Origin of the sequence: uncultured Novosphingobium sp., assembly GCF_964277725.1 — a bacterium.
Classification (GTDB): domain Bacteria; phylum Pseudomonadota; class Alphaproteobacteria; order Sphingomonadales; family Sphingomonadaceae; genus Novosphingobium; species Novosphingobium fluoreni.
Genome location: NZ_CAXYKL010000012.1, coordinates 1 through 21981 on the forward strand (window position 1 = coordinate 1; position 21981 = coordinate 21981).

A 21981-nucleotide genomic window follows, 5' to 3' on the forward strand; every position below is an offset into this window, starting at 1 on the left:
GTTCAGACCGCCTCCGCCTCGCGCGCGATGCGCTCCTTCCAGACCAGCGGGGCGAGCTGGTGAACGTTGTTGCCCTCGGCATCCACCGCCACGGTCACCGGCATGTCGCTGACGGTGAACTCGTAGATCGCCTCCATGCCCAGGTCCTCGAAACCGACTACCTTGGCTTCGCGGATTGCGCGCGCGACCAGGTAAGCCGCGCCGCCCACTGCCATCAGATAGGCAACCTTGTGCTTGGCGATCACTTGCGTCGCGCCCTGGCCGCGCTCGGCCTTGCCGATCATCGCCAGCAGCCCGAGGTCGAGCATCATGTCGGTGAACTTGTCCATGCGCGTCGCCGTCGTCGGGCCTGCCGGGCCAACCACTTCGCCCACCACCGGATCGACCGGGCCGACATAATAGATCGCCCGACCCTTGAAATCGACCGGCAGTTCCTCGCCCTTGGCCAGCATGTCCTGGATGCGCTTGTGCGCCGCGTCGCGCCCAGTGAGCATGGTGCCGTTGAGCAGCAGGCGGTCGCCATGCTTCCAGCTCTGCACTTCCTCATGCGTCAGCGTGTCGAGGTCGACGCGCTTGGCTTCCTTGTCAGGAGCCCAGGTCACATCGGGCCACTCGTCGAGTTTAGGCGTCTCAAGGAAGCTCGGCCCCGAACCGTCGAGCGTGAAGTGCGCGTGGCGCGTGGCCGAACAGTTGGGGATCATCGCCACCGGCTTGCCCGCGGCGTGGCACGGCCATTCCTTGATCTTCACGTCAAGCACGGTGGTAAGGCCGCCCAGCCCTTGCGCGCCGATGCCAAGCGCGTTGACCTTTTCGAAGATCTCCAGGCGCAGCGCCTCGGTGTCGGTGCGGGGGCCACGCGCCTTCAGATCGTGGATGTCGATCTCTTCCATCAGCGATTCCTTGGCGAGCAGAATGGCCTTTTCCGCCGTACCACCGATGCCAATGCCGATCTGTCCCGGCGGGCACCAACCCGCGCCCATCTGCGGGATCATCTCCAACACCCAGTCAACGATCGAGTCGCTGGGGTTCATCATCTTGAACTTGGACTTGTTTTCGCTGCCGCCGCCCTTGGCCGCCACGTCGACCGAAACGATGTTGCCCGGCACGAATTCCACGTTCAGCACGCAAGGCGTATTGTCCTTGGTGTTGCGGCGGGTGAAGGCGGGATCGGCGACGATCGAGGCGCGCAGCTTGTTTTCCGGGTGGTTGTAGGCCCGGCGCACGCCTTCATCGACCACTTCCTGCATCGACTTGTCGCTTTCGAGGCGGCAGTTCTGGCCCCATTTCAGGAACACGTTGACGATGCCGGTGTCCTGGCAGATCGGGCGGTGCCCCTGCGCGCACATCTTCGAATTGGCCAGGACCTGCGCCATCGCGTCCTTGGCGGCGGGGTTCTCCTCGCGCTCATAAGCGGCGGCCAGCGCCCGAATGTAGTCCATCGGATGGAAATAGCTGATGTACTGCAGCGCGTCGGCGACGCTGTCGATAAGGTCCTGTTCCCGGATAGTGACCATTTCGGCCATGATCGTTGCACTCCTGATACGGTCTTGCGCGATTCCATAGTCGCGGCTGTGCCCCGCAGTCAAAGCACTTGGCCCGCGCCACGCCATGACCTAGAAGGCGCGGCCATGGCAGCGCCCGCACATCGAGGCGGGCAGTGGAAGGATTTGACGAGGCTATGACGGTTACCGAGGATCAGCGGGACACCACGCTGGCGGCACGCCGGGCCATGATCGACAGCCAGCTGCGCACCAGCGGCGTCAACGAGCCCTGGATCCTGGAGGCGATGGGTTCGCTCGCCCGTGAGGACTATGTGCCCGCGAACATGCGCGATGCCGCCTATATCGACCGCGCGATCGCGCTGGGCGATGGGCGCATGCTGGCATCTCCGCTCGTGCATGGGCGCTTTCTGGCAGAAGCCCGCCCGACGCAGGCAGACAAGGCGCTGCTGATCGGTGACGATGGCTATCTGGCAGCGCTTTTGCGCCCGCTGGTGGGCTCACTCGACGTGGTGGCACCCGGGGATGCGGGCGCGATCGGTTCTGGCGATTACACGCTGATCATGATCGATGGCGCGATCGAAGCGCTTCCCGATGCTCTGGTCGATCGCTTGGCGCCCGATGGCCGCGTGGTGACGGGTCAGGTTTTGCGCGGCGTCACGCGTGTGGCTACCGGGCGCAAGGCGGCGGGCCGCGTGGCGCTGTTGCCGTTGGCCGAAATCGGTATTCCCGTTCTCCCCGAATTCGCCGCGCCTAAACGCTGGTCGTTCTGACCGTGACCCGGTTCGCGCAGCGTTCCGGGTTTCGGACTGGGGTGGGACTTCTGGCGCTGGTACTCGCGGGGGTGAGTGCCGGTGCGGCACAAGCCGATACTCTGACCGAGGCGCTGGTTCAGGCTTACCTGACCAATCCGACGCTCGAATCCTCGCGCGCCCAGCAACGGGCGAATGATGAGAACGTGCCGATCGCCAAGGCGGCCGGGCGGCCGAACGCGAACGTGACGGGTACGTACACCGAGTTCGTCGAGCGCAGCGCCAATGCCTTCACCGCTCCGGAGCGCGTGGTTTCGGCTCAGGCGCAGCTTGGCGTGCCGATCTACTCAGGCGGCGGGGTCAAAAACCAGATCAAGGCGGCCAAGATCCGCGTCGCTGCCGGTCAGGCCGATTTGCGCGGTGTCGAATCCTCGCTCTTCAACCAGGTCGTGGCCGCCTACATGGACGTGATCCAGAATCAAGCCATCGTCGGGCTGAACCGCAGCAACGTCGCCGCGCTCAACACCAACTTGCAGGCCACCGGCGATCGCTTTCAGATCGGCGACCTGACCCGCACCGACGTGGCGCAGAGCCAGTCGCGCCTCGCCTTGGCTCAGGGAGACTTGCGCACGGCAGAGGCCAATCTGGCGGGCGCGCGGGAAACCTATATCCAGTTGGTGGGCAAGGCACCGGTCGATCTTCAGCCGCCGCCCCCTTTGCCCAACCTGCCGGCCAGCGCAGACGAGGCCGTAAGCTACGCGTTAGACAGCAACCCCGATCTCCTTGGTGCGCGTGAGCGTGTGAAGGCGGCAGAGCGGGATATTGACGTAGCAGGTGCAGGCCGCCTGCCCACGGTGAGCCTTTTCGCCAATGGCAGCTACAACAATTACCTGAACACGCTTGCCAGCGGTGTTGCCGGCGTCTCGCAGACGGACCGACAAGGCCAGGTAGGCGCGCAGCTCTCGTTGCCTCTGTTCCAGGGCGGACGTCCAGCGGCGTTGCGGCGGCAAGCGCAGCAAAATGCCTCGGCGACGATGGAAACCGAGATCGCGACCGAGCGTAGCGTGATCGCCCAGGTCCGCTCCGCCTATCAGTCCTACCTCGCCGCCAGTGAACTGATCGCGCTGAATCAGACCGCAGTCGATGCCGCCGCGCTCAGCCTGGAAGGCGTGCAGGCCGAAAACAGCGTGGGCAATCGCACCATTCTAGACATTCTGAATGCCGAGCAGGAGCGGCTGCGCGCGCAAGTGCAACTCGTGATCGCCCGGCGTAACGCCTACGTCGCCGGCTTCAGCCTGCTGGCAGCGATGGGCCGGGCCGAAGCGCGTGATTTGAACCTGGATGGCGGCGCGCTTTACGATCCGAACGTCAACTACAAGCGGGTGCGCGGCAAGTTCTTCGATTTCGACGACGATCCCGCACCGGTCGCCCGATCAACGCGCACCGTTGACACACCGGTTCAGGGCGCAGACATTCCGGCAGCGGACCAGCCGCCTCCGGCGATTCAGCCAGGAGCAGCTGGAACAGGGGTTTCCGCTCCGGTCGGGGCGCAGAAGCCGGCAGGGGCAATTGGGGCAACAAGGCCATGAAGCAGAACGGCGAACCAAGCGTCGAGGAAATCCTGGCGTCGATCAAGCAGGTCATCGCGCGTGACACGCGCGCAGCTGCGATCTTCGAGCCGGTTCAGCCAGAAACAGCAGTGGCAGCCACCACCGCGCAGGCCCAGGCAGACACGGTGGAAAACGACGATGTGTTGGATCTGACCGAAGCGGTTGCCGCCGAAAGCCCACCGGCAGATCCTGCTTCGGAAGAACCCTCGCCCCTTCTTGCCGAAGGAACCCGCAATGCCATGCGCGAATCGCTGGCAGCGCTGGCGGCGATCTCCGGCCCGGGAGCATCGCCGCAGATCGTGCGCTCCGGCGAAACCTCCCTCGAAGCGCTCACGCGTGATCTGCTGCGACCGGCGTTGACCGAATGGCTCGACGCTCATCTTCCTGCATTGGTGGAGCGTCTGGTCGCCGCCGAAATCGCGCGGATCGTGGGCAAGAAGGCCTGAGATCTTCATCGCGACCGGGCCTTGCGATGACTTGGTGGATTTGCGCCCATGCGCTTCCTATCTGCACTGCATGATATTTCTGCCTCCCTACGCGGCCAGAGCCCGCGCGTGACCACATCCCGCAAAGATATCGACAAGGCGCAGGCCGCCTTCGTCAAGATCGGTGGCCCGATCGTGCGCCGCCAGATTTTCCTTTGCGCCGAGCCGCAGAAGGGCGAATGCTGCCGTCCCGAAGTCGGCGCGGCAGCGTGGAAGTACTTGAAAAAGCGCCTGAAGCAGCTGGGGCTAGATGGCAGAGGCGGCGTCGCCCGGACCAAGGCCGATTGCCTGCGCATCTGCGTGGCCGGGCCGATCGCGGTCGTCTGGCCGGACGGGGTCTGGTATCATTCGTGTACGGAGGATGTGCTGGAGCAGATCATTCAACAGCATCTGATCGGCGGTAAGCCGGTGGAGGCGTTTCGCCTATGCCCGCCGCAAGGGGCAACATTGGAACCCATTACCGTAGAGGATTAGCGTTGCGCCAGCTTGTCAGCCCAAGCCCGCCCGTACTGCCGCCAGATCGATGCCCAGCCGCTTGACGCGGTAGTAGAACGTCTCGCGCGGAATGCCCAACGCCTCCAGCGCCGGCCCGATTTCGCCACGCGCATTCACCAAGGCCTCGACGATCGCCCCCCGCTCGAAATCGCGAACGCGGCCCGGTAGCGGCATTTCCAAAGGGGTTTGCGCGATCTGCTCGCCCAGCCCCAGGACCTGCCGCTCCACCGCCATCTCCAGTTCGCGCACGTTCCCCGGCCAGTCCGCCCGGCTCAGGAGCGAAAGGGCCTGCGCCAGCGGCGGTACGGGTCGTCCATGCGTTTCGGCCAGAGCCTGCAGGAAGTGCGCGGTCAGCAGCGGCAGATCCTCCAGCCGCTCGGACAACGGGGGCAAGCGCAGGGAAACCGCTGCCACTCGGTGATATAGCGCGGGCAGGACATCATCGCGCCGCCCCTCGTCCAAGGTGGCGATGATGCGCAGATCAACCGGCTGTGGATCGCGCGCTTCCAGGGCGACCGCGCGCCGTTCCACCAGTTGCACCAGGCGATGCTGCAGGGGTGCTTGCGCCCGATCGAGATTGTCGAGCAGCAAGGTGCCGCGATCGGCCCCGGCGATCAGGCCATGCGCGGTGAACAGGTCTTCGACCGACCCGACCGGCGGCGCCGCGCAATCCAGCGTAACGAAGCGATGCCGCGCGCGCTTGCCCGAGCGGTGAATCAACTTCGCCAGCAGCGCCTTGCCGGTCCCGGTCGCCCCCTCCACCACGATGTCCAGGTCCGTTTCCCCCAGCATCGGGATCATCGCGCGCACGCGCTGTATCGCACCGTTGCGGCCGATCAGGCGGTCCGAAGGCGACGTGTCGACCCCGGCGCGCAGCTCGCGGTTTTCCAGCGTCAGGCGCCGCGTGGCGACAGCCCGTGCCACTGCGCTCAGCAGGATGTCGGGATCGAACGGTTTGGTCAGGAAGTCCCAGGCCCCCGCCTTCAGGGCATCGACCGCCATCTCGATATCTCCGTGGCCGGTGATCAGGATGACGGGCAGTTGCGCGTCCCGCTCTCGCAAATGGCGGAACAGCTCGATCCCGGACATGCCGGGCATTCGCACATCCGTTATCACGACACCGGGGTAATCCAGGTCGATCGCGTCCAGCGCCGCCTTTCCATTCCCGAACCGCGCGACCGAATACCCCGCTAGCGTCAGGAGTTGCCCGGTCGCCGCCGCCAGATCGGCGTCATCGTCCACCAGCGCGACAGTGCCTGCGTTCATGCCGCCACCATCTCTATCTCGAAGCGAGCGCCCACCGCGCTTTGCGCCAGCCGCAACGTCCCGCCCAGTTCCACCATGATGTCGTGCGAGATCACCAGCCCGAGGCCCAAGCCCTCCGCGCGGCTCGTCACGAAGGGTGTAAACAGGCGGGAGGCGACATCCGGCGCGATGCCCGGGCCGTTGTCCTGAACGCTCAGGACCACCTTCGGGCCGATGCTGATATCCATGACAATTTGCGCATCTTGCTGGCCTCTCAAAGCCTCCAGTGCGTTTTGCAGGACATTGACCAGCACCTGCTCCAGCCGCACGCGACCGCCCGAGACGAGCAGAGCAGGATCGACCGCCGGGCGCACCAGGCGGATGGGGCGCAATTGCTCTTTCAGGATCAACAGCGCACCATCGACAACCTCGGCCACCGGGACCGGCCGTTGCTGTCCGCTGCGCCGACGTGCGAAGCCGCGCAATTCACCAGTCACCGCGCCGATCCGGTCCGAGAGACCGGCGATGGTGGTAAGATTGGCCCGCACCGCTGCATAGTCGCCGCGATCCAGCAATTGCTCCGTGGTGCGCGCATAAGTCCTGATCGCTGCCACCGGTTGCGCTGTTTCATGCGCCACGCTGGCGGTAACCTGGCCCAAGGTCGCCAGGCGATTGGCTTGCCGCAAGCTCTCACGCAGCTCGGCGGCCCGCGCTTCGCTGGCGGCGCGTTCCTCGATCTCCTGAGTCAATTCCGCCGTTCGCGCCACCACGGCCTCTTCCAGATCGGCGGTGCGACGGCGCGCCAGCCGCCCGCGTTGCCGCAGCGCCCAAGCGAGCGCGGCCAGCGCGATGGCGCCCAGCCCTGCGCTGAAAGCCGCGACGCGTTGCGCTGCATGCACCGGCTGCGTGGAGATACGGCTGAGCGTGAGCGTCCAGCCGGACTGTCCGGTCTCGACCGTTTGTGACACGCGATCGCCCTCGATCCGCAAGGGCCGCGCCGTGCCGGGCGGTACCCTTGCCTCCGCCTCGACAGCCGCCACTATCGCCGGTGTGAGCGGGCGCGTGCCGGCAAAGCGCCAGGCGGGGCGGCTCGTTACCAGCACTACGCCGTTGCGGTCCCGCACGAACGTGTCACCCCCCGCCCGCGCCCAGTCCGTCTCCAGCCGATCGAACGCCAGCTTGATCACCACGATGCCGCCAGACGCCACGCGGCGTGAAAGATAGAGCCCAGGCTCCCGGCTCACAGTGCCCAAGGCAAATTGCGAGCCTGCCCCGCGTTCGCGCGCCTCGCGCACATAGCGGCGAAAGCGATAGTCGTTGCCGATGAAACTGGCGGGCGTGTTCCAATTGCTGGCGGCAACCGCCATCCCGTTGCGATCCACCACATAGAGCGCCGCCGCGCCGGTTGTTTGCGCCAAGGCTTGCAGCTTGCGATTGAGCATAGCCGCCGCACCGCCTTGCCCCGCCAAAGTCGCCACCACATCCCGATCATCCGCCAGCGCCAGCGGGACAAGACTGAAGCGGGCGATCTCGCTATCCAGCAGCGAGGCACGCAACTGCGCATCGGTCAGGACCGAGGCTGCCAGCCCGGCGCGCGCGCGATCGCCAGCGACCTTTGCCGCCAGCGCCGCGATCCCGAGGGCCACGAGCACCGCGACGATCAGCCAGACAACCTCGACATGACGCGATTGAACCATGGCGGCAGGTTAGCGCCTCCGCCACGCTGTGCAAGTTCTTGCACAAACGCCGCCTTCGGCGTGGAAGTTTCTGCACTGCTTTATCGTCCCGCTGCGGTAATAGCTTTGATATAAAAGGATTTCTCAGTGGAGAATTTTATCTTCGCCCGCGTTTCGGCTCATGAGAAACTCTTCCGATCCGATGAACCGCCCGCAAGTGGCGCAAGGAGAGGCCCGAAGTCATGATCCTTCCCGATCAGCACCATGCCGGCAGTCATCTGTCCAAACGCAAGCCCTGGTATGCGCAGCTATACGTCCAGGTCCTGATCGCGATCACAGCAGGCGTCCTCCTGGGGCACTTCGCACCCGCCACAGGCGAGGCGATGAAGCCGATCGGCGATGGCTTCATCAAGCTGGTGAAGATGATCATCGCGCCGGTGATCTTCCTGACGATCGTGACCGGTATCGCCGGAATGCGCGATCTGGGCGCGGTGGGTCGCGTGGCGGGCAAGGCGTTCGCCTACTTCCTCTTCTTCTCCACGCTGGCGCTGATCGTCGGGCTGATCGTGGCCAACGTGATCCGGCCAGGAGCGGGCCTCAATATCGATGCCGCCACGCTGGATGCGGGGAAGATCGCTGATTATGCCGCCAAGGCGCATGAAACCACGCTGACCGGCTTCCTGCTGGGCGTGATCCCCGACACGTTCCTCTCGGCGCTGACCCAGGGCAACATCCTCCAGACGCTGTTCGTCGCCATCCTGTTCGGCATCGGCCTTGGCATGATCGGCGAGCGCGGCGACCGGGTGCTGACGGCACTGGAAGACCTGTCGCTCGCCGTGTTCAAGGTAGTCGCGATTCTGATGCGGGCGGCACCTGTCGGCGCGTTCGGCGCGATGGCGTTCACCATCGGCAAGTATGGCGTGGGCACGCTGGCGAACCTCGCTGCGCTGGTCGGCACGTTCTATCTTACCAGCTTGCTTTTCGTGCTGGTGGTGCTGGGCACGGTCAGCTGGCTGGCCGGTTTCTCTATCCTGCGCCTGATCGCCTATCTGAAGGCAGAGCTGCTGCTGGTGCTGGGCACGTCCTCGTCCGAGAGCGCCCTGCCCTCGCTGATGGAAAAGATGGAGCGCGCCGGCTGTCCCAAGTCGATCGTGGGTCTGGTCGTGCCCACCGGCTACTCGTTCAACCTGGATGGCACCAACATCTACATGACGCTGGCCGCGCTGTTCATCGCGCAGGCTTGTAACGTCGATTTGTCACTGGGCCAGCAACTGCTGCTGCTGGGCGTGGCCATGCTGTCGTCCAAGGGCGCTGCGGGCGTGACCGGGGCAGGTTTCATCACGTTGGCGGCCACGCTCTCGATCGTGCCTGACGTGCCGGTGGCAGGCATGGCGCTGATCCTGGGCGTCGATCGCTTCATGAGCGAATGCCGCAGCCTGACCAACTTCATCGGCAACGCGGTGGCCACCGTGGTGGTCTCACGCTGGGAAGGCCGACTGGATCGCGAGCAGTTCTCGCTCGCGCTGTCCGGTCACAGTGCCCGCATCGACGAGATGCCCGCCACCGCCGTCCCCGCCGAATAAGGACGCCAACATGACCCGCTATGCAACCGCGCTTGCGAGCGCCACGGCCCCGCTCGCCCTGATGATCGCTGCTCCGGCGCTGGCCCAAAGCACCGTGGCCCCATCCACCAACGCCCAGCAAGGCACCGCGCAGACACCCGGCGTTCAGCGCTCCACGGCTCCCAGCGAGACGGGCCAGACCCGTGCCGCGGCAACCCCGGTGGTGACATCCTACCCGGCGGCGGCGGCCGGCGATGGCGCAACCACGGGCGGCTACAACTTGTCACGCTGGGCAGAAGACTGGCGGGTCATGCGCGATCCGGCCAAGCGGGACGATCCGCTGGACCGGCTGAAATATCTGCCACTGGACGATGATGGCGACATTTATCTCACCTTGTCCGGCGAGGCGCGGCTGCGCGTCAACATGACCAGCAACCCCAACTTGCGCGAGACGCCCCACCAGCGGCAGGACATCCGCCGCCTGACTGCAGGCGCAGACCTGCACGTCGGCCCTCACCTGCGGTTCTATGGTGAGGTGGCGCATGGCGGCATCTCAGGGCGTAACCTCGGCGCGCCGCCAGCGACGCTGCGCAACGACTTGGTATGGCAACAGTATTTCGTGGAAGGCAACACCACCCTCGGCGATGTGACTATAGGGGCGCGCTACGGCCGGCAGGAGTTCACAGACGGGCCAAACTTGCTGGTCTCGCAACGGGATAACAACACGATCCGTTACACTCTGAACGGGCTGCGCGCCTGGGCACGCGGTTCGAAGTGGCGGATCGATGCCTTCGATATGCGCCCCACAGCCTATGGCGATCTGGGCACGGACGATGATGTGAACGACCCTGCCCGCCGCTTTTCCGGTGTGACGTTCGGCGTCGTCCTGCCCGAAAAGCTGCTGGGGGGATCGAAGCTGTATCTCGATCCTTTCGTTTGGCGGCGGCGCAACAAAGTCGGGGCCTGGGGCGGCAGGATCGGGCCGGCCACCCGCTGGTACGCCGGCGCGCGGCTTTGGGGTGACGCCGGGCCGCTGACGATCGACTGGTCGGTTAATCACCAGTGGGGCCGCTATATCAACCAGGACATCGACGCGTGGCAGGCCTTTTTCGCGCAGACCTATCGCCTGGGCAAATCACCGACTTCGCCTCGGATCGGCTTCCATGTCGATTATGCCAGCGGCGGTGGCGGCTATGGCGATGGCAAGCTGCGCGATGCCTATGCTCCGTTCGGCAACAACATCTACTACAGCTATCAACTGTCCCTTACCCCCTCCAACCTGGTCGCGGTGGCGCCGAACGTGACGTTCTCACCCGCCCGCAAGCTGCGCGTCACCGCCGAGTACCAGCTGACCTGGCGCGATAACACGCGCGATGCCGTCTATCGCGCCAACGGCCAGCCTTTCGCCGGAACGCAGAACGTGCGGGATGCCAAGATCGCCAATCTCACCCGGGCACAAGTCGTCTGGACGATTTCGCCCCGCTTGTCCTTCACCGGGCGATACGAGCATCTGGCGGCAGGGCCATCGCTGACGAAGGCCGGCTATCGCAGCTCGGACTTCTTGGCTGGTTGGCTGAGCTTTCGGTTCTGAAGCACGAACCTAGCGGTTGCGCTCTTCCTCAAGCTTGTCGGCGATCGCGTCATCGTGACCGGTGCCGCTGGAGAGGAAGATCAGCCCCATCAACGCAGAGGTGAGCAGCATGGTGAAGCCGATCCCCAGCGCAGCGGCGATATACATGTGGATCGAGACCATCCCGTTGCTGCGATAGAGCACCCAAAGCGAGCCGACGACCAGGGTGACCGTGACCAGCATCATCCAGCGCAGGATGCGCCGGAAGCGAGCCCAGGCGTGGGCCGCCTTTTCCGGATCGTCGAGAGGGGAGCGCGGAATCATCGATAGCCCATGTGCGATGTCCCGCCCCCGCTTGCAAGGCCCGCCGCGACCGGAAGAGGCTTGCGCGAGAGAGGCCCATTTGGACACCCCGCAGGCGTGTGATACGCTGCCTTACCGATAAGACCAGGAGATCGCTTGCCATGACCATTGGCCGTCTGATCCAGGGGCGCGAAGCCGCCGTCCTGAGCTGCCGTACGGATACCCTTGTCCATGAAGCGGTCGCAATGCTGGCCGAAAGGCGGATCGGCGCAATGCCGGTGGTGGATGACAGTGGGCTGGCGGGCATGTTTTCGGAGCGGGACGTCATCTACGGCCTGCACGAGCATGGGCCGCAGGTGCTGTCCCAAACCGTGGGCAGTGTCATGACCGCGCCCGCCGTCACCGTGGAACCGGAAACCACCGTCCTCCAGGCGCTATCGTTGATGACGCGTCGCCGCATCCGCCATCTGCCGGTCCTGAGCGGGGGCGTGATGGTCGGCTTGGTTTCGATCGGTGACCTGGTGAAGCACCGTATCGACCAGATCCAGTCCGAGGCGGAAGCCATGCGCAGCTATATCCAAACGGCCTAATCGCGATTCCGTACGGCGCTTGCCGCAAGGGGCGGCGGCGCTTACATCATGGCCATGGATACTGCAGTGCAAGCCCCGATCACGCTCAGCCCCTCAGCCGCGGCGCGCGTCGCCACGATCGCGTCCAAGCAGGGCAAGGCGCCCGTCCTGCGCCTCTCCGTGGAGGGCGGCGGGTGCTCGGGCTTCCAGTACAAGTTCGGCCTCGCCGAAACCGTGGATGACGCTGATGTCGTGGTCGAAACCGACGGTGTGCAGCTGGCGGTGGACGATATCAGCATCGATCTGGTGCGGGGGTGCATCGTCGACTATGTCGAATCCCTTGGCGGCGCGGCGTTCCGCGTTGAGAATCCGCAAGCCACCGCCGGCTGCGGTTGCGGTTCCAGCTTCGCGATCTGAGCACCAAGCGCGATGTCCGGCATCATCAAGGTCGCCTCGTTCAACATCAACGGCATAAAGGCGCGCATGCCGCGCTTGCTGGAATGGCTGGAGGAAACCCGCCCCTCGGTCGCGTGCCTGCAGGAGATCAAGACACAGGACGAAGGCTTTCCCGCCGCCGACTTCGAGAAGCTGGGCTACAAGGCCATCTGGCACGGGCAGAAAGGCTTCAACGGCGTGGCCATCCTGGCCGATGGCGAACAGCCTGAGGAAATACAGCGCGGGCTGGAAGGTGAGCCCGAGGATGAGCACTCACGCTATATCGAGGCGCAGGTGTTCGGCATTCGCGTGGCATGTATCTACCTGCCCAACGGCAATCCGCAGCCTGGCCCCAAGTTCGATTACAAACTGCGCTGGATGGATCGGTTGCACGCGCGAATGAAGGCTATCGCGACGGAGGAAGTGCCAGCGGTCGTCACCGGGGATTACAACGTCATCCCCACGGATCGCGACGTCTGGTCACCCCCCGCGATGGCGCCCGATGCGCTGATGCAGCCGGGATCGCGGGACGCCTATTACCGCCTGATGCACGATGGCTGGACGGACGCGCTGGCCACGCACAATCCTCGCGGCGGGGTGTGGACGTTCTGGGATTATCAGGCAGGCGCATGGCAACGGGATCATGGCTTTCGCATCGATCACGCCTTACTTTCGCCCGAACTGGCCGATCGCCTGGTGGCAAGCGGCGTGGACAAAGCACACCGCGGGCGCGAGAAGGCCAGCGACCACGCGCCGGTCTGGGTGGCGTTGCGCGCCGCCTGAACATCCGGCCGGCATAGCCGATCCGTTACGCTTGAGGCCTCAACGATAGAAGATGTGATTGTCCACGCGGGCAAGGCGAGTCAGCCGCCAGCTGGGCGATACACGGGCGGCGTGAAAATAGAGCGCGCCGGTCGCTTCGCTGCGCCACATCCCTTGATCGGCGATACGCGCGACCGCAACGGCCTCATGCCAGTCGGATGAGCTGGTGCGCACCGCAGGCATGCTCCGGCCCCTTACGAATGAGAACTGGGACGGTTGGTAGACGACGCCGCAGTAGCTGCTGGGGAAGCGGCCGGACTTGGATCGGTTCACGACAACGCGACCAACGGCCAGTTGGCCTTCCAGAGACTCGCCACGCGCTTCAAAATAGATCGCGCCAGCCAGGCAGCGCATCTCGTCGGAAAGATTTTGCCCGGTGGGCTGGGCATCGACGAGCGCGTCGAGCGATCCAGCGTGCGCTGCGGCTAGATTGTCACCCTCTTCGGCCTCAGTGCCAGCTTGTGGCAGCGCCTGGATGATCGGCCTGGAAATAAATTCAGTCGAAGCGGTCGGCGACACCAGGGTCGGGATCATCGCTTCTGCCGCTGCACCTGCTGCCTTTACGGTAAACAAGCCGGTTAGCAGCGTTCCGGCCAGCGCAACCGCGCTAGCCAAACGGACTTTTCGTAACATTCAAGGCGTTCAAAAAGCGGCGAGCATCCGTCGCATGCGGGAACGGTTTGTTCCTGAAGCACGTTGATTGAACGTGCACGCCTGCCGATGGCCCTCCGTCTGCGTGCTAGCTGGTGCGCTGAACTGCGCTGCCGGCCGCTTCCGCGTGTGAGCGACGGCGCGGATGGCCTACCGCAGTTGCGAAGTCAATCAGCTTTCAATCGGACCGGCGATGAAGCGTTCGGGGTTTTCGACGTCCAGTTCCACGATCCACAAGTCAGGGTCCTGATGTCGCCTGCGATTCAGGTACTCGCCGAAAGCAGCAGGATCATCGGCGGTCTCGGCTTTGGCCTGCGACCATCCCCGCGTACCATCCGCCTGTGGCGCTATCTCGTAAGCTATTGAAAGAGAACCGCGATTCGTTAGGATCAGCACCAAGGTTCCAGCGTCCCGTTCACCCCTGGCCAATACGGTCGCGAAGCCCCCTTCGGCTTGAACCTGGCGGATCAGGCCGGACACCGTGGTATGGGTGGGAAGGCGCATCGGCAATCCGGCGATCAGACCGCCGAGTAACCCGGCAGGCCTGACAACGCGATGCGCGAGCGCATGAACGTGCCGGTCCCGCGCCCCACTTCATCGCCTTCCTCGTCGATCAGGCGCGATTCGGCGACAAGGACACGACGCCGTCCGCTCACCCAGTGTCCCTCGGCAACAAGGGTGCCGCCGCGCACCGGCTTGCTGAGATGCAGGTTGAACGCCGTGGTCAAAAGAAAGCGATCCGTGACCAGCGAATTTGCGGCATAGAACGCCGCGTCATCCAGCATCTTGAAATAGAGCGTGCCATGGGCCGCGCCAGCGGCATGGAAAACATCGGGCTCCACTTGGAAAACGATCCGCGCGCGGCCCTCTGCCGTCACCGACAGCGTGGATTGAAACATCCGATTGATCGGCGCGGAGGCGTAAAGGCTCTCCAGCGCCCGCCAATGAAGCGCTGCTCCGGAGGTCATATCTGTCGATTCCGGTTCAAGCGGCGTCGCGGTCGATGACATCGGACAGCAGGCTATAGATGACGTCAGGCCCAGATGCCGAAACCAGTGCGGCATGCATCCGCTCATCACGCATCATCCGCGAAATCGCGGCCAGCGCGTGGAGATGAGTCGCACCCGCACCGTCCGGTGAGAGCAGACCGAACACGATATCGACCGGCATGCCATCGGCAGAATCGAAGTCGACCGGGCTATCGAGGCGAATAATCGCGGCAACCGGACGGACAAGGCCGGGCAGGCGAGCATGGGGGATCGCCACCTGGCGACCAAAACCGGTGCTACCCAGTTCCTCCCGCTCGACCACACGCTTTAGCACAAGATCTTGATCCAGCGCGTAAACGCGGGCGAACAGGGCAGCCAGTTGCGCCAGAATCGAGGCCTTGTCACCCACAGCCGTGTCGGTACCGCCAGCGATCGCGACAGCTTCAGGCAGAAGGGTGAAAAGAGCACTCATTTTTCAGATTCTTCAGCTTCACGTCGGCACCAGGTTAGCGCCGACTTTGACAAAGGCCTGTTAACTGCGAAAACCCCCGACAAAGCCGGGGGTTCACTCTTCCAGCGATGAAAGCGTGAAAATCGCTGTTTGGGGTCAGGAAGGCTCGACCCAGCCGATCGAACCATCACCACGGCGGTAGACCATATTGTGCCGCCCGGTGCCAGCATTTTTGAACAGCAAAGCCGTGGTGTTGCGCAGATCGAGCATCATGACCGCATCCGAAACCGTGGCTTCCGGAACGTCGACGCGCGTTTCCGCGATCACCAGCGGTGCATCGGCCTCAATCTCTTCGTCATGCTGCTCGGCCCGCTCTTCGAAGATGGTGTAGGACGCATCTTCCGCCGCGTGAGCCTGATGGCTCTGGGCGCTGCGATCGACCAGGCGACGCTTGTAGCGGCGCAATTGCTTGTCGATCTTTTCGGCGGCCTGATCAAATGCCGGGTGGGCATCCTGCGCGATACCGGTGCCCTTCAGAACCAGGTTCTGCATGACGTGCATGATGATATCGCACCGGAACGCACCCGCGGGTGCCTTGCCGAACGTAACGTGGCTGGAGAGGGCGCGGCTGAAATACTTCTCCACCATAGCGCTCAAACGATCGCTGGCATGAGTCTGCAGCGCCTCGCCCGTGTCGACCTGGTGGCCGGAAACGCGAATATCCATGGGCGTTGACTCCTTTCGGTTGATAATCAGTTGGACCAGAGCGGCGTGTCCACCGTCGTCAGAAACGCTGCGTGGGCCGCCAGTTCCGCGGCACTGGCATTATGCGGGCGCGCTGGACGAACCGGCCGCTCGCGTATCTGCAAGGCTGGGCTAGTCGAAACGGCGATGACGCTCTCACTCACCAGTTCCAGCCCGATTTGGCGACCGCCCCGAAGCTCCACATAGACTTGCGCCAGCAGCTCTGCGTCGAGCAGTGCGCCGTGCAGGGTGCGATGGCTGCGATCGATGCCGTAACGTGTACAAAGGGCATCCAGCGACAGCTTCGCGCCGGGATGACGCACGCGCGCCAGGGCCACCGTGTCGATCATCCGTGTACGGCAGACGGGCGGATGACCGCACAGCGCCAGTTCGGCATCCAGAAAGCCGAAATCGAAGCTGGCATTGTGCGCCACCAGGGGGCTGTCTTCAAGGAAAGCCAGCAGCTCTTCCAGGCGATCGCGGAACGGTGGCTTATCGGACAGGAATACGTCAGACAGGCCGTGAACCGCCTCGGCCTCCGCCGGCATCGTACGACCCGGATTGAAGTAGGCATGGAATGTACGGCCAGTGGTGACCCTGTTGAACATTTCGATGCAGCCGATCTCTACCAGCCTGTCTCCCGTCTTGGGATCGAGGCCGGTCGTCTCAGTATCGAAAATGATCTCTCGCATTCCCACTCATATCGACCCGCCGCCAGCGCGACGCAAGGGCCGTGGCGGCTAAACCTGCGTTACAAAGGCTTGCACCATCGCCGTCACGGCCGCGCGGGTGCTTTCGAGGTCTGTGCCGGTATCGATCACGAAATCGGCTTGCGCCCGCTTTTGCGCATCCGGAACCTGCAACGTCAGGATCTGTTCGAATTTCTCTGGCGTCATCCCGGGACGGGCCAACACGCGAGCCCGCTGGGCCTCCGCCGAGGCGGACACGACGATTACTCCGTCCAATCCTTTTGCCCCGGTTTTTTCGAACAGCAGCGGGATATCGAACACGACCAGCGCTTGCTCGGCATGCTCATTCAGGAACTCGGTCCGCATCTGCGCCACGGCAGGATGGACGATGCGCTCCAGCGCACGCAGCCGTTCCGGCTCACCGAAGACGAGTGCGCCCAGCTTTTTGCGATCGACACCTGCGGGGCCGGTGGTACCGGGAAATTCCGCCTCGATCGCGGGTAACAGCGCTCCACCGGGGCCTTGCAGCACATGCACCGCCGCATCGGCGTCAAACACAGGCACGCCCAGTTCGCGCAACATGGTGGCGACGGTGGACTTCCCCATGCCGATCGAGCCGGTAAGACCCAGTATCCGTGGCCCAGTCCGCGGCTTTGCAATGCTCATTGCGGGGCATCCTGGAGGATATGCGCCCGCAATGCGGCATCCTGGTCCCTAGGTGGTTTCACGCCAAAAAAGCGCGCGAAGGCGATGTCAGCCTGGCCGATCAACATGGCAAGCCCGTCGATCGCTTCCAGTTCGCGCATGCGCGCCTCCTTCAGCAGCGTGGTCTCCAGCGGCGTGGTGACGATATCATAGATGACACCGTGATCGGCTACGTCATCCAGCACGTGGGGCAGGGGCGGATGCCCGGCCATGCCCAAGGCCGACGTGTTCACCAGCAGGTCCGCGATTGGAACCTGCTCACCCAGACCGTAGGCCTGGCCGGGCAAACCGAACTCTTCCAGCAAAGCGGCGGCCTTTTCATGGTTCCGGTTCTGGACCGAGATCCAGGCCACCCCCGCCTCGGCCAAGGCGGCCAGCACGGCCCGAGCCGCGCCTCCCGCCCCGATCACGGTCACCGCCTCGAACCGCCGACCCGCGAGCGGCTCCATGAAGCCGGGCGCGTCCGTGTTGGCGCCGGTCAGCCGGCCGTTCGCATCGCGTAGGACCGTGTTGACCGCGCCGATCCGCGCCGCCAGCGGCTCCACTGAATCAAGCAAGGGGAGCACCGCCTGTTTGTGCGGCATCGTGACGTTGCAGCCGCGCCAGTTGGCATCCTCGCGCCGCAGGGCGATATATTCGGGAAGGTCAGCCATCGCGACATGGCAACTGTCATACGCACCGGAAAGCCCCAGCTGCTCCAGCCAATATCCGTGGATCGCGGGCGATTTAGACTGGGCGATGGGATCGCCGATCACTTCTGCCCAGGGCTGGTTCACGCCGGCATCTCCCCCAGGTTTCGCAGAAAGCCAAGGACCGACAGCAAAGGCATGCCCAGGATGGTGAAGTGATCGCCCTCGACAGAGCTGAACAGCTGGACACCGCTCGCTTCGATCCGGAAAACGCCCACGCATCCGGCGACGGCAGGCCACTCGTGGTCAAGGTATTCGGTGATGAAGGCGTCAGACAAGTCGCGCACATGGAGCAAGGCTACCTTCGCCTCTTCAGCCAGCACGCCCCGATCGCGCACGATGGCCGCCGCGCTGTGCAGCTGAAGCACCTTGCCGGAGAAGAAGCGCAAGTGCCGGGCGGCAGCCTCGCGGCTTTCCGGCTTGTCGAAGCGTTGCCCGTCACACACCACCAGGGAATCGCTTCCCAGCACCAGTTCGCCCGGGCGATCGGCGGCGACGGCCCGCGCTTTGGCGCGAGACAGAGCAAGCGCAACTTCGCCGGGCGTAGCATCCGCGCCCAGGCCAGCCTCTACCGCCCGCTCGTCCAGATGGGCGGGCACAGCGGTGAAAGCGACCCCGGCCGCCTCCAGCATGGCTTGGCGCGAGGCGCTCTTGGATGCGAGAACGATCATATCGGCCGTGGTCCTTGCGGACCTTGCTCGCCCGTCGCCTGTCTTTCGTTGAACAAGTTGATCACCGCTGCCGCCGTTTCTTCGATCGAACGGCGGGTGACGTCGATCACCGGCCAGGAATTGTCCGCGAACATGCGCCGCGCGAACTTCAATTCGCTCTCCACCTTGTCCTGATCGACGTAATCGGTGTCGGGCGACTGACTAAGCGAGAGCAAGCGGTTACGGCGGATCTGGATCAACCGCTCGGGCGCGGTCGTCAGCCCCACCACCAGCGGGCGCCGAAGGCCGAACAGGGACGGGGGCGGCGGACTTTCGACCACGATCGGTATGTTCGCCACCTTATACCCGCGATTGGCGAGATAGATGCTCGTCGGCGTCTTGGACGATCGGGAAACCCCCGCCAGCACGATATCGGCTTCCTCCCAATCTTCCCACGCGATGCCATCATCGTGGGCGATGGTGAATTGGATCGCATCGACGCGCGCGAAGTAGGCCTCGTCCAAACGGTGCTGGCGGCCGACGCGGCCTTTCGCTTCCTGCCCCAGCAGGTCTTCCAGCGCGTCCGTCACCCCGTCCAGCACGGCGATTGCCGGCAGGCCGAGCACCTGGCAGCGCGCTTCCAGCTTCCCGCGTGTCTCGTCATTGACCAGCGTGAAGAATACCAGGCCCGGGTTTGCCGCGATCTCACCCATGATCCGATCGAGATGCTGCTGGGATCGCACCATCGGCCAAAAGTGGCGCACGACGTCGGTATCGTCGAACTGCGCCAGCGCCGCTTTGGCGATCATCTCCAGCGTTTCGCCGGTGGAGTCCGATAGAAGGTGAAGGTGGAAGCGCGCCATGGATGGTATCTGCGAACCCCTGCCGTTCGGTGCTTCGAAGCGGGTATCGACCCGTGTGCCAACCGGTGCCGCGAACCCTGTGGATAGCGTCCGCATAAACCACGGGATAGAACCGGTGACAACTCGCAACGCCGGTTTCACCCCCACTACCGGCCTTCTTGGCCTCGGCTTGTGGACAGGGCAGCCCTGTTCTCGACAGGCTGGGGATAAGGCGAACAACCATTGCTTGACCCAACCAGGGTGGGGAGTCGCTGCCCCAGCGCAGGGCTGTTCATCGCGGTACAAATCGGGCAAGGGCCCGCCGTCCCCAGTATCCACAGGGCCAACAGACTCCATCATCCTACTTTAAGACTCTTATTTATTGAGTGAGGTCTAGCCGCGATGCCCGGAACTCTCCTGAACGTGCTCAAGGGCGAGAACGTAAAACCACGGCCGGTGTGGCTGATGCGCCAGGCCGGACGATACCTTCCTGAGTACCGTGCCTTGCGGGCGGAGAAGGGCGGTTTCCTGGCGCTGGTGTACGATAGCGATGCGGCAGCCGAGATCACGCTGCAGCCGATCCACCGCTTCGGTTTCGACGGCGCGATCCTGTTTTCCGACATCCTGATCGTGCCCTATGCGATGGGGCAGGACCTGGCGTTCCTGGCGGGCGAGGGGCCGCGCCTGTCTCCCCGCCTGGCCGATGCCACGCTTGCTAGCCTGGACGCGGTACCGGGGCGGCTGTCGCCTATCTACGAAACGGTGGCAAAGGTGCGCGCGGCCCTCGGGCAGGAAACCACCTTGCTGGGTTTCGCTGGCAGCCCCTGGACCGTGGCGACCTATATGGTGGCAGGAGAAGGCAGCCGCGATCAGCATGAGACCCGCGCGATGGCCTATGCCGATCAGGCCGGCTTCCAGGCGATCATCAATGCCGTGACCGAAGTGACCATCACGTATCTGAGCGGACAGATCGAGGCTGGGGCCGAAGCGGTGCAGCTGTTCGATTCCTGGTCCGGCACGCTGGCACCTGCCGAGTTCGAGCGTTGGGTGATCGCTCCCAACGCCTGGATTGCCGAGGCCATCCACCAACGTCACCCGGGCGTTCCGGTCATCGGTTTCCCCAAGGGCGCGGGAGAGAAGCTTCCCGCCTATGCGCGCGAAACCGGCGTCGATGCCGTCGGCGTGGACGAGACGATCGACCCGATCTGGGCCGCAAGGGAACTGCCGGCCGGCATGCCCGTCCAAGGCAATCTCGATCCGCTGCTACTACTGGCGGGGGGAGAGGAACTGGATCGGCAGGCCCGCCGCATTCTCGATACCTTCGCCGATCGGCCCCATGTGTTCAACCTGGGCCATGGTATCGGCCAGCATACCCCGATTGCCCATGTGGAACGCCTACTCGCCACCGTCCGCGCCTGGCAGGGCTGACGGGGCCGTTCAATCGCGCTAGGGACACGTTTATGGATCAGCTCGCCGCAATCTACCCCTGGCTCAAGGCCGGCCATGTCATTTTCGTGATCTTCTGGATGGCGGGGCTGTTCATGCTGCCGCGCTATTTCGTGTATCACCAGGAAAGCGAGCCCGGCTCGGCGGAGGAGGCCCGCTGGGTCGATCGCGAGGCGAAGCTGCGCAAGATTATCCTGACGCCTGCGATGATCATCGTTTGGCTGTTGGGGCTAATTCTTGCCAGCACCGGCCAATGGTGGGTGGCGGGCTGGCTGCATATCAAGCTGCTGCTGGTGTTGGCACTATCAGGCTACCATGGCTGGATGGTGGGCTATTCCAAAAAGCTTGCCAAAGGCGAGCGGCGCTTGTCCGGCAAGGCGTTGCGCCTGCTGAATGAAGTGCCCGGCGTAACTGCGGCCGTGATCGTGATCCTGGTGGTGGTAAAGCCGTTCTGAACTTGGGTTCGAACGACTGATGCGGTGATACGTGACCCGTTCCGCAGCATCCGATTGACCCGCCTCGCCGCAGCGCTTATCTAAGCGCGGTCCCGGCATCGGGCCGCGCGTTCATTCGCCAGCCCGGATCCGCTTTCCCCAAGCCCATCGATCCGCCGGTCATCTTCCAGTTCACCCTGATTACAAAGATTTAGCACAATGCACCTGAAAGAACTCAAGCAGAAAACCCCCGCAGATCTGGTCGCCATGGCCGAGGAACTGGGCGTCGAGGGCGCTTCCACCATGCGCCGCCAGGACCTCATGTTCGGCATCCTCAAGGAAGTGGCTGAGGACGGCGAAGAAATCATGGGTCTCGGCACTATCGAGGTGCTGACCGACGGCTTCGGCTTTCTGCGCAGCCCCGAAGCAAATTACCTCGCGGGTCCGGACGACATCTACGTTTCGCCCAACCAGGTCCGCAAATGGGGCCTGCGCACCGGCGATACCGTTGAGGGTGAGATCCGCGCGCCCCGTGATGGCGAGCGTTACTTCGCCATCACCAAGCTCACCAAAGTCAATTTCGATGATCCTGACGTGGTTCGCCACCGTGTCAACTTCGACAACCTGACGCCGCTCTATCCCGACGAGCGCCTGAACCTCGACAGCCT

Annotated in this window: 26 protein-coding genes; 12 read left to right on the top strand and 14 right to left on the bottom strand. The window is 64.1% G+C overall.

Annotated features, from left to right (window positions below; translation table 11 throughout):
* Positions 1–2: 2 nt before the first annotated feature.
* Positions 3–1523, bottom strand: a complete 1521-nt coding sequence (locus ACHWRX_RS00935; RefSeq protein WP_394657756.1) for a fumarate hydratase — start codon at positions 1521–1523, stop codon at positions 3–5.
* Positions 1524–1678: 155 nt separating this feature from the next.
* Here ACHWRX_RS00935 and ACHWRX_RS00940 point away from each other — a divergent pair, with 155 nt between their 5' ends.
* The 4 genes from ACHWRX_RS00940 to ACHWRX_RS00955 all read left to right on the top strand — a co-directional run bounded on the left by ACHWRX_RS00940 (position 1679) and on the right by ACHWRX_RS00955 (position 4820).
* Positions 1679–2272, top strand: coding sequence for a protein-L-isoaspartate O-methyltransferase (locus ACHWRX_RS00940; protein ID WP_183615625.1), 594 nt, complete (start codon positions 1679–1681; stop codon positions 2270–2272).
* 2 nt (positions 2273–2274) lie between these two features.
* Positions 2275–3840, top strand: coding sequence for a TolC family outer membrane protein (locus tag ACHWRX_RS00945; RefSeq protein ID WP_394657757.1), 1566 nt, complete (start codon positions 2275–2277; stop codon positions 3838–3840).
* Positions 3837–4307 (top strand): DUF2497 domain-containing protein, encoded by a 471-nt coding sequence (locus ACHWRX_RS00950; RefSeq protein ID WP_394657758.1) that lies wholly within the window; start codon positions 3837–3839, stop codon positions 4305–4307. The genes ACHWRX_RS00945 and ACHWRX_RS00950 overlap by 4 nt, the downstream gene beginning before the upstream one ends.
* Before the next feature lie 108 nt (positions 4308–4415).
* Entirely contained in the window at positions 4416–4820 is a 405-nt protein-coding gene (locus ACHWRX_RS00955; RefSeq protein ID WP_058735746.1) for a ferredoxin, read from the top strand.
* A 15-nt stretch (positions 4821–4835) separates the two neighbouring features.
* Here the strand turns inward: ACHWRX_RS00955 and ACHWRX_RS00960 are convergent, their stop codons facing one another.
* Positions 4836–6107 carry a sigma-54-dependent transcriptional regulator gene (locus tag ACHWRX_RS00960; RefSeq protein ID WP_394657759.1) on the bottom strand — a complete coding sequence of 424 codons (1272 nt, stop codon included), beginning with the start codon at positions 6105–6107 and terminating at the stop codon, positions 4836–4838.
* Positions 6104–7783 carry an ATP-binding protein gene (locus tag ACHWRX_RS00965; RefSeq protein WP_394657760.1) on the bottom strand — a complete coding sequence of 560 codons (1680 nt, stop codon included), beginning with the start codon at positions 7781–7783 and terminating at the stop codon, positions 6104–6106. The genes ACHWRX_RS00960 and ACHWRX_RS00965 overlap by 4 nt, the downstream gene beginning before the upstream one ends.
* Before the next feature lie 221 nt (positions 7784–8004).
* Here ACHWRX_RS00965 and ACHWRX_RS00970 point away from each other — a divergent pair, with 221 nt between their 5' ends.
* Together ACHWRX_RS00970 and ACHWRX_RS00975 are read left to right on the top strand one after the other, a co-directional pair.
* Positions 8005–9345, top strand: coding sequence for a dicarboxylate/amino acid:cation symporter (locus ACHWRX_RS00970; protein WP_394657761.1), 1341 nt, complete (start codon positions 8005–8007; stop codon positions 9343–9345).
* Positions 9346–9355: 10 nt separating this feature from the next.
* Positions 9356–10915, top strand: a complete 1560-nt coding sequence (locus ACHWRX_RS00975) for an alginate export family protein (protein WP_394657762.1) — start codon at positions 9356–9358, stop codon at positions 10913–10915.
* 9 nt (positions 10916–10924) lie between these two features.
* On the opposite strand, the gene ACHWRX_RS00980 is transcribed toward ACHWRX_RS00975, so the two are convergent.
* Complete coding sequence (locus tag ACHWRX_RS00980) at positions 10925–11218, bottom strand: hypothetical protein (protein ID WP_058735667.1); 294 nt, start codon at positions 11216–11218, stop codon at positions 10925–10927.
* Positions 11219–11358: 140 nt separating this feature from the next.
* Between ACHWRX_RS00980 and ACHWRX_RS00985 the strand changes: the two genes are divergently transcribed.
* Genes ACHWRX_RS00985 through xth form a run of 3 tightly spaced genes read left to right on the top strand, consistent with a single transcriptional unit; the run spans position 11359 to position 12984 of the window.
* A complete protein-coding gene (locus tag ACHWRX_RS00985; protein WP_394657763.1) occupies positions 11359–11787 on the top strand; it encodes a CBS domain-containing protein in 429 nt (142 codons plus the stop codon).
* A gap of 54 nt (positions 11788–11841) precedes the next feature.
* Positions 11842–12183, top strand: coding sequence for an iron-sulfur cluster insertion protein ErpA (erpA, locus tag ACHWRX_RS00990; RefSeq protein ID WP_058735745.1), 342 nt, complete (start codon positions 11842–11844; stop codon positions 12181–12183).
* A gap of 12 nt (positions 12184–12195) precedes the next feature.
* Complete coding sequence (xth, locus tag ACHWRX_RS00995; RefSeq protein WP_394657764.1) at positions 12196–12984, top strand: exodeoxyribonuclease III; 789 nt, start codon at positions 12196–12198, stop codon at positions 12982–12984.
* 39 nt (positions 12985–13023) lie between these two features.
* Here the strand turns inward: xth and ACHWRX_RS01000 are convergent, their stop codons facing one another.
* From ACHWRX_RS01000 to ACHWRX_RS01045, 10 genes are all read right to left on the bottom strand, one after another.
* Positions 13024–13656, bottom strand: a complete 633-nt coding sequence (locus ACHWRX_RS01000; RefSeq protein WP_394657765.1) for a cell wall hydrolase — start codon at positions 13654–13656, stop codon at positions 13024–13026.
* 189 nt (positions 13657–13845) lie between these two features.
* Positions 13846–14178, bottom strand: a complete 333-nt coding sequence (locus ACHWRX_RS01005) for a DUF1491 family protein (protein WP_394657766.1) — start codon at positions 14176–14178, stop codon at positions 13846–13848.
* A 14-nt stretch (positions 14179–14192) separates the two neighbouring features.
* Entirely contained in the window at positions 14193–14642 is a 450-nt protein-coding gene (locus ACHWRX_RS01010) for a PaaI family thioesterase (RefSeq protein ID WP_246388186.1), read from the bottom strand.
* A gap of 16 nt (positions 14643–14658) precedes the next feature.
* A complete protein-coding gene (locus ACHWRX_RS01015) occupies positions 14659–15135 on the bottom strand; it encodes a PTS sugar transporter subunit IIA (protein ID WP_394657767.1) in 477 nt (158 codons plus the stop codon).
* Positions 15136–15270: 135 nt separating this feature from the next.
* A complete protein-coding gene (hpf, locus tag ACHWRX_RS01020; RefSeq protein ID WP_288417292.1) occupies positions 15271–15840 on the bottom strand; it encodes a ribosome hibernation-promoting factor, HPF/YfiA family in 570 nt (189 codons plus the stop codon).
* A gap of 26 nt (positions 15841–15866) precedes the next feature.
* Positions 15867–16550: a DNA polymerase III subunit epsilon gene (gene dnaQ / locus ACHWRX_RS01025; RefSeq protein WP_288417294.1), complete on the bottom strand. Its 684-nt coding sequence runs from the start codon at positions 16548–16550 to the stop codon at positions 15867–15869.
* Positions 16551–16598: 48 nt separating this feature from the next.
* A complete protein-coding gene (coaE, locus tag ACHWRX_RS01030) occupies positions 16599–17213 on the bottom strand; it encodes a dephospho-CoA kinase (RefSeq protein WP_394657768.1) in 615 nt (204 codons plus the stop codon).
* Positions 17210–18028 carry a shikimate dehydrogenase family protein gene (locus tag ACHWRX_RS01035; RefSeq protein ID WP_394657769.1) on the bottom strand — a complete coding sequence of 273 codons (819 nt, stop codon included), beginning with the start codon at positions 18026–18028 and terminating at the stop codon, positions 17210–17212. Before ACHWRX_RS01035 ends, coaE begins: the two co-directional genes overlap by 4 nt.
* Entirely contained in the window at positions 18025–18612 is a 588-nt protein-coding gene (locus ACHWRX_RS01040; protein ID WP_394657770.1) for a Maf family protein, read from the bottom strand. Before ACHWRX_RS01040 ends, ACHWRX_RS01035 begins: the two co-directional genes overlap by 4 nt.
* Positions 18609–19454 carry a pyruvate, water dikinase regulatory protein gene (locus ACHWRX_RS01045; RefSeq protein WP_058735655.1) on the bottom strand — a complete coding sequence of 282 codons (846 nt, stop codon included), beginning with the start codon at positions 19452–19454 and terminating at the stop codon, positions 18609–18611. Before ACHWRX_RS01045 ends, ACHWRX_RS01040 begins: the two co-directional genes overlap by 4 nt.
* A 381-nt stretch (positions 19455–19835) precedes the next feature.
* Between ACHWRX_RS01045 and hemE the strand changes: the two genes are divergently transcribed.
* From hemE to ACHWRX_RS01060, 3 genes are all read left to right on the top strand, one after another.
* Complete coding sequence (gene hemE, locus ACHWRX_RS01050) at positions 19836–20861, top strand: uroporphyrinogen decarboxylase (RefSeq protein ID WP_394657771.1); 1026 nt, start codon at positions 19836–19838, stop codon at positions 20859–20861.
* Between the two features lie 32 nt (positions 20862–20893).
* A complete protein-coding gene (locus ACHWRX_RS01055) occupies positions 20894–21334 on the top strand; it encodes a CopD family protein (RefSeq protein ID WP_394657772.1) in 441 nt (146 codons plus the stop codon).
* A gap of 198 nt (positions 21335–21532) precedes the next feature.
* The coding region (locus ACHWRX_RS01060; protein WP_394657773.1) for a Rho termination factor N-terminal domain-containing protein at positions 21533–21981 on the top strand (449 nt) is incomplete at its 3' end.

What these genes read in the sequence shown, in the direction of transcription:
- ACHWRX_RS00965 (WP_394657760.1), bottom strand. Translation starts at nt 7,783, where the DNA reads ATGGTTCAATCGCGTCATGTCGAGGTTGTCTGGCTGATCGTCGCGGTG.
- ACHWRX_RS01005 (WP_394657766.1), bottom strand. Translation starts at nt 14,178, where the DNA reads ATGCGCCTTCCCACCCATACCACGGTGTCCGGCCTGATCCGCCAGGTT.
- ACHWRX_RS00935 (WP_394657756.1), bottom strand. Translation starts at nt 1,523, where the DNA reads ATGGCCGAAATGGTCACTATCCGGGAACAGGACCTTATCGACAGCGTC.
- ACHWRX_RS01010 (WP_246388186.1), bottom strand. Translation starts at nt 14,642, where the DNA reads ATGACCTCCGGAGCAGCGCTTCATTGGCGGGCGCTGGAGAGCCTTTAC.
- ACHWRX_RS00950 (WP_394657758.1), top strand. Translation starts at nt 3,837, where the DNA reads ATGAAGCAGAACGGCGAACCAAGCGTCGAGGAAATCCTGGCGTCGATC.
- ACHWRX_RS00985 (WP_394657763.1), top strand. Translation starts at nt 11,359, where the DNA reads ATGACCATTGGCCGTCTGATCCAGGGGCGCGAAGCCGCCGTCCTGAGC.
- ACHWRX_RS00970 (WP_394657761.1), top strand. Translation starts at nt 8,005, where the DNA reads ATGATCCTTCCCGATCAGCACCATGCCGGCAGTCATCTGTCCAAACGC.
- coaE (WP_394657768.1), bottom strand. Translation starts at nt 17,213, where the DNA reads ATGAGCATTGCAAAGCCGCGGACTGGGCCACGGATACTGGGTCTTACC.
- hemE (WP_394657771.1), top strand. Translation starts at nt 19,836, where the DNA reads ATGCCCGGAACTCTCCTGAACGTGCTCAAGGGCGAGAACGTAAAACCA.
- ACHWRX_RS01015 (WP_394657767.1), bottom strand. Translation starts at nt 15,135, where the DNA reads ATGAGTGCTCTTTTCACCCTTCTGCCTGAAGCTGTCGCGATCGCTGGC.
- dnaQ (WP_288417294.1), bottom strand. Translation starts at nt 16,550, where the DNA reads ATGCGAGAGATCATTTTCGATACTGAGACGACCGGCCTCGATCCCAAG.
- ACHWRX_RS01000 (WP_394657765.1), bottom strand. Translation starts at nt 13,656, where the DNA reads ATGTTACGAAAAGTCCGTTTGGCTAGCGCGGTTGCGCTGGCCGGAACG.
- ACHWRX_RS01040 (WP_394657770.1), bottom strand. Translation starts at nt 18,612, where the DNA reads ATGATCGTTCTCGCATCCAAGAGCGCCTCGCGCCAAGCCATGCTGGAG.
- hpf (WP_288417292.1), bottom strand. Translation starts at nt 15,840, where the DNA reads ATGGATATTCGCGTTTCCGGCCACCAGGTCGACACGGGCGAGGCGCTG.
- ACHWRX_RS00940 (WP_183615625.1), top strand. Translation starts at nt 1,679, where the DNA reads ATGACGGTTACCGAGGATCAGCGGGACACCACGCTGGCGGCACGCCGG.
- ACHWRX_RS01045 (WP_058735655.1), bottom strand. Translation starts at nt 19,454, where the DNA reads ATGGCGCGCTTCCACCTTCACCTTCTATCGGACTCCACCGGCGAAACG.
- ACHWRX_RS00975 (WP_394657762.1), top strand. Translation starts at nt 9,356, where the DNA reads ATGACCCGCTATGCAACCGCGCTTGCGAGCGCCACGGCCCCGCTCGCC.
- ACHWRX_RS00960 (WP_394657759.1), bottom strand. Translation starts at nt 6,107, where the DNA reads ATGAACGCAGGCACTGTCGCGCTGGTGGACGATGACGCCGATCTGGCG.
- ACHWRX_RS00980 (WP_058735667.1), bottom strand. Translation starts at nt 11,218, where the DNA reads ATGATTCCGCGCTCCCCTCTCGACGATCCGGAAAAGGCGGCCCACGCC.
- ACHWRX_RS01055 (WP_394657772.1), top strand. Translation starts at nt 20,894, where the DNA reads ATGGATCAGCTCGCCGCAATCTACCCCTGGCTCAAGGCCGGCCATGTC.
- erpA (WP_058735745.1), top strand. Translation starts at nt 11,842, where the DNA reads ATGGATACTGCAGTGCAAGCCCCGATCACGCTCAGCCCCTCAGCCGCG.
- xth (WP_394657764.1), top strand. Translation starts at nt 12,196, where the DNA reads ATGTCCGGCATCATCAAGGTCGCCTCGTTCAACATCAACGGCATAAAG.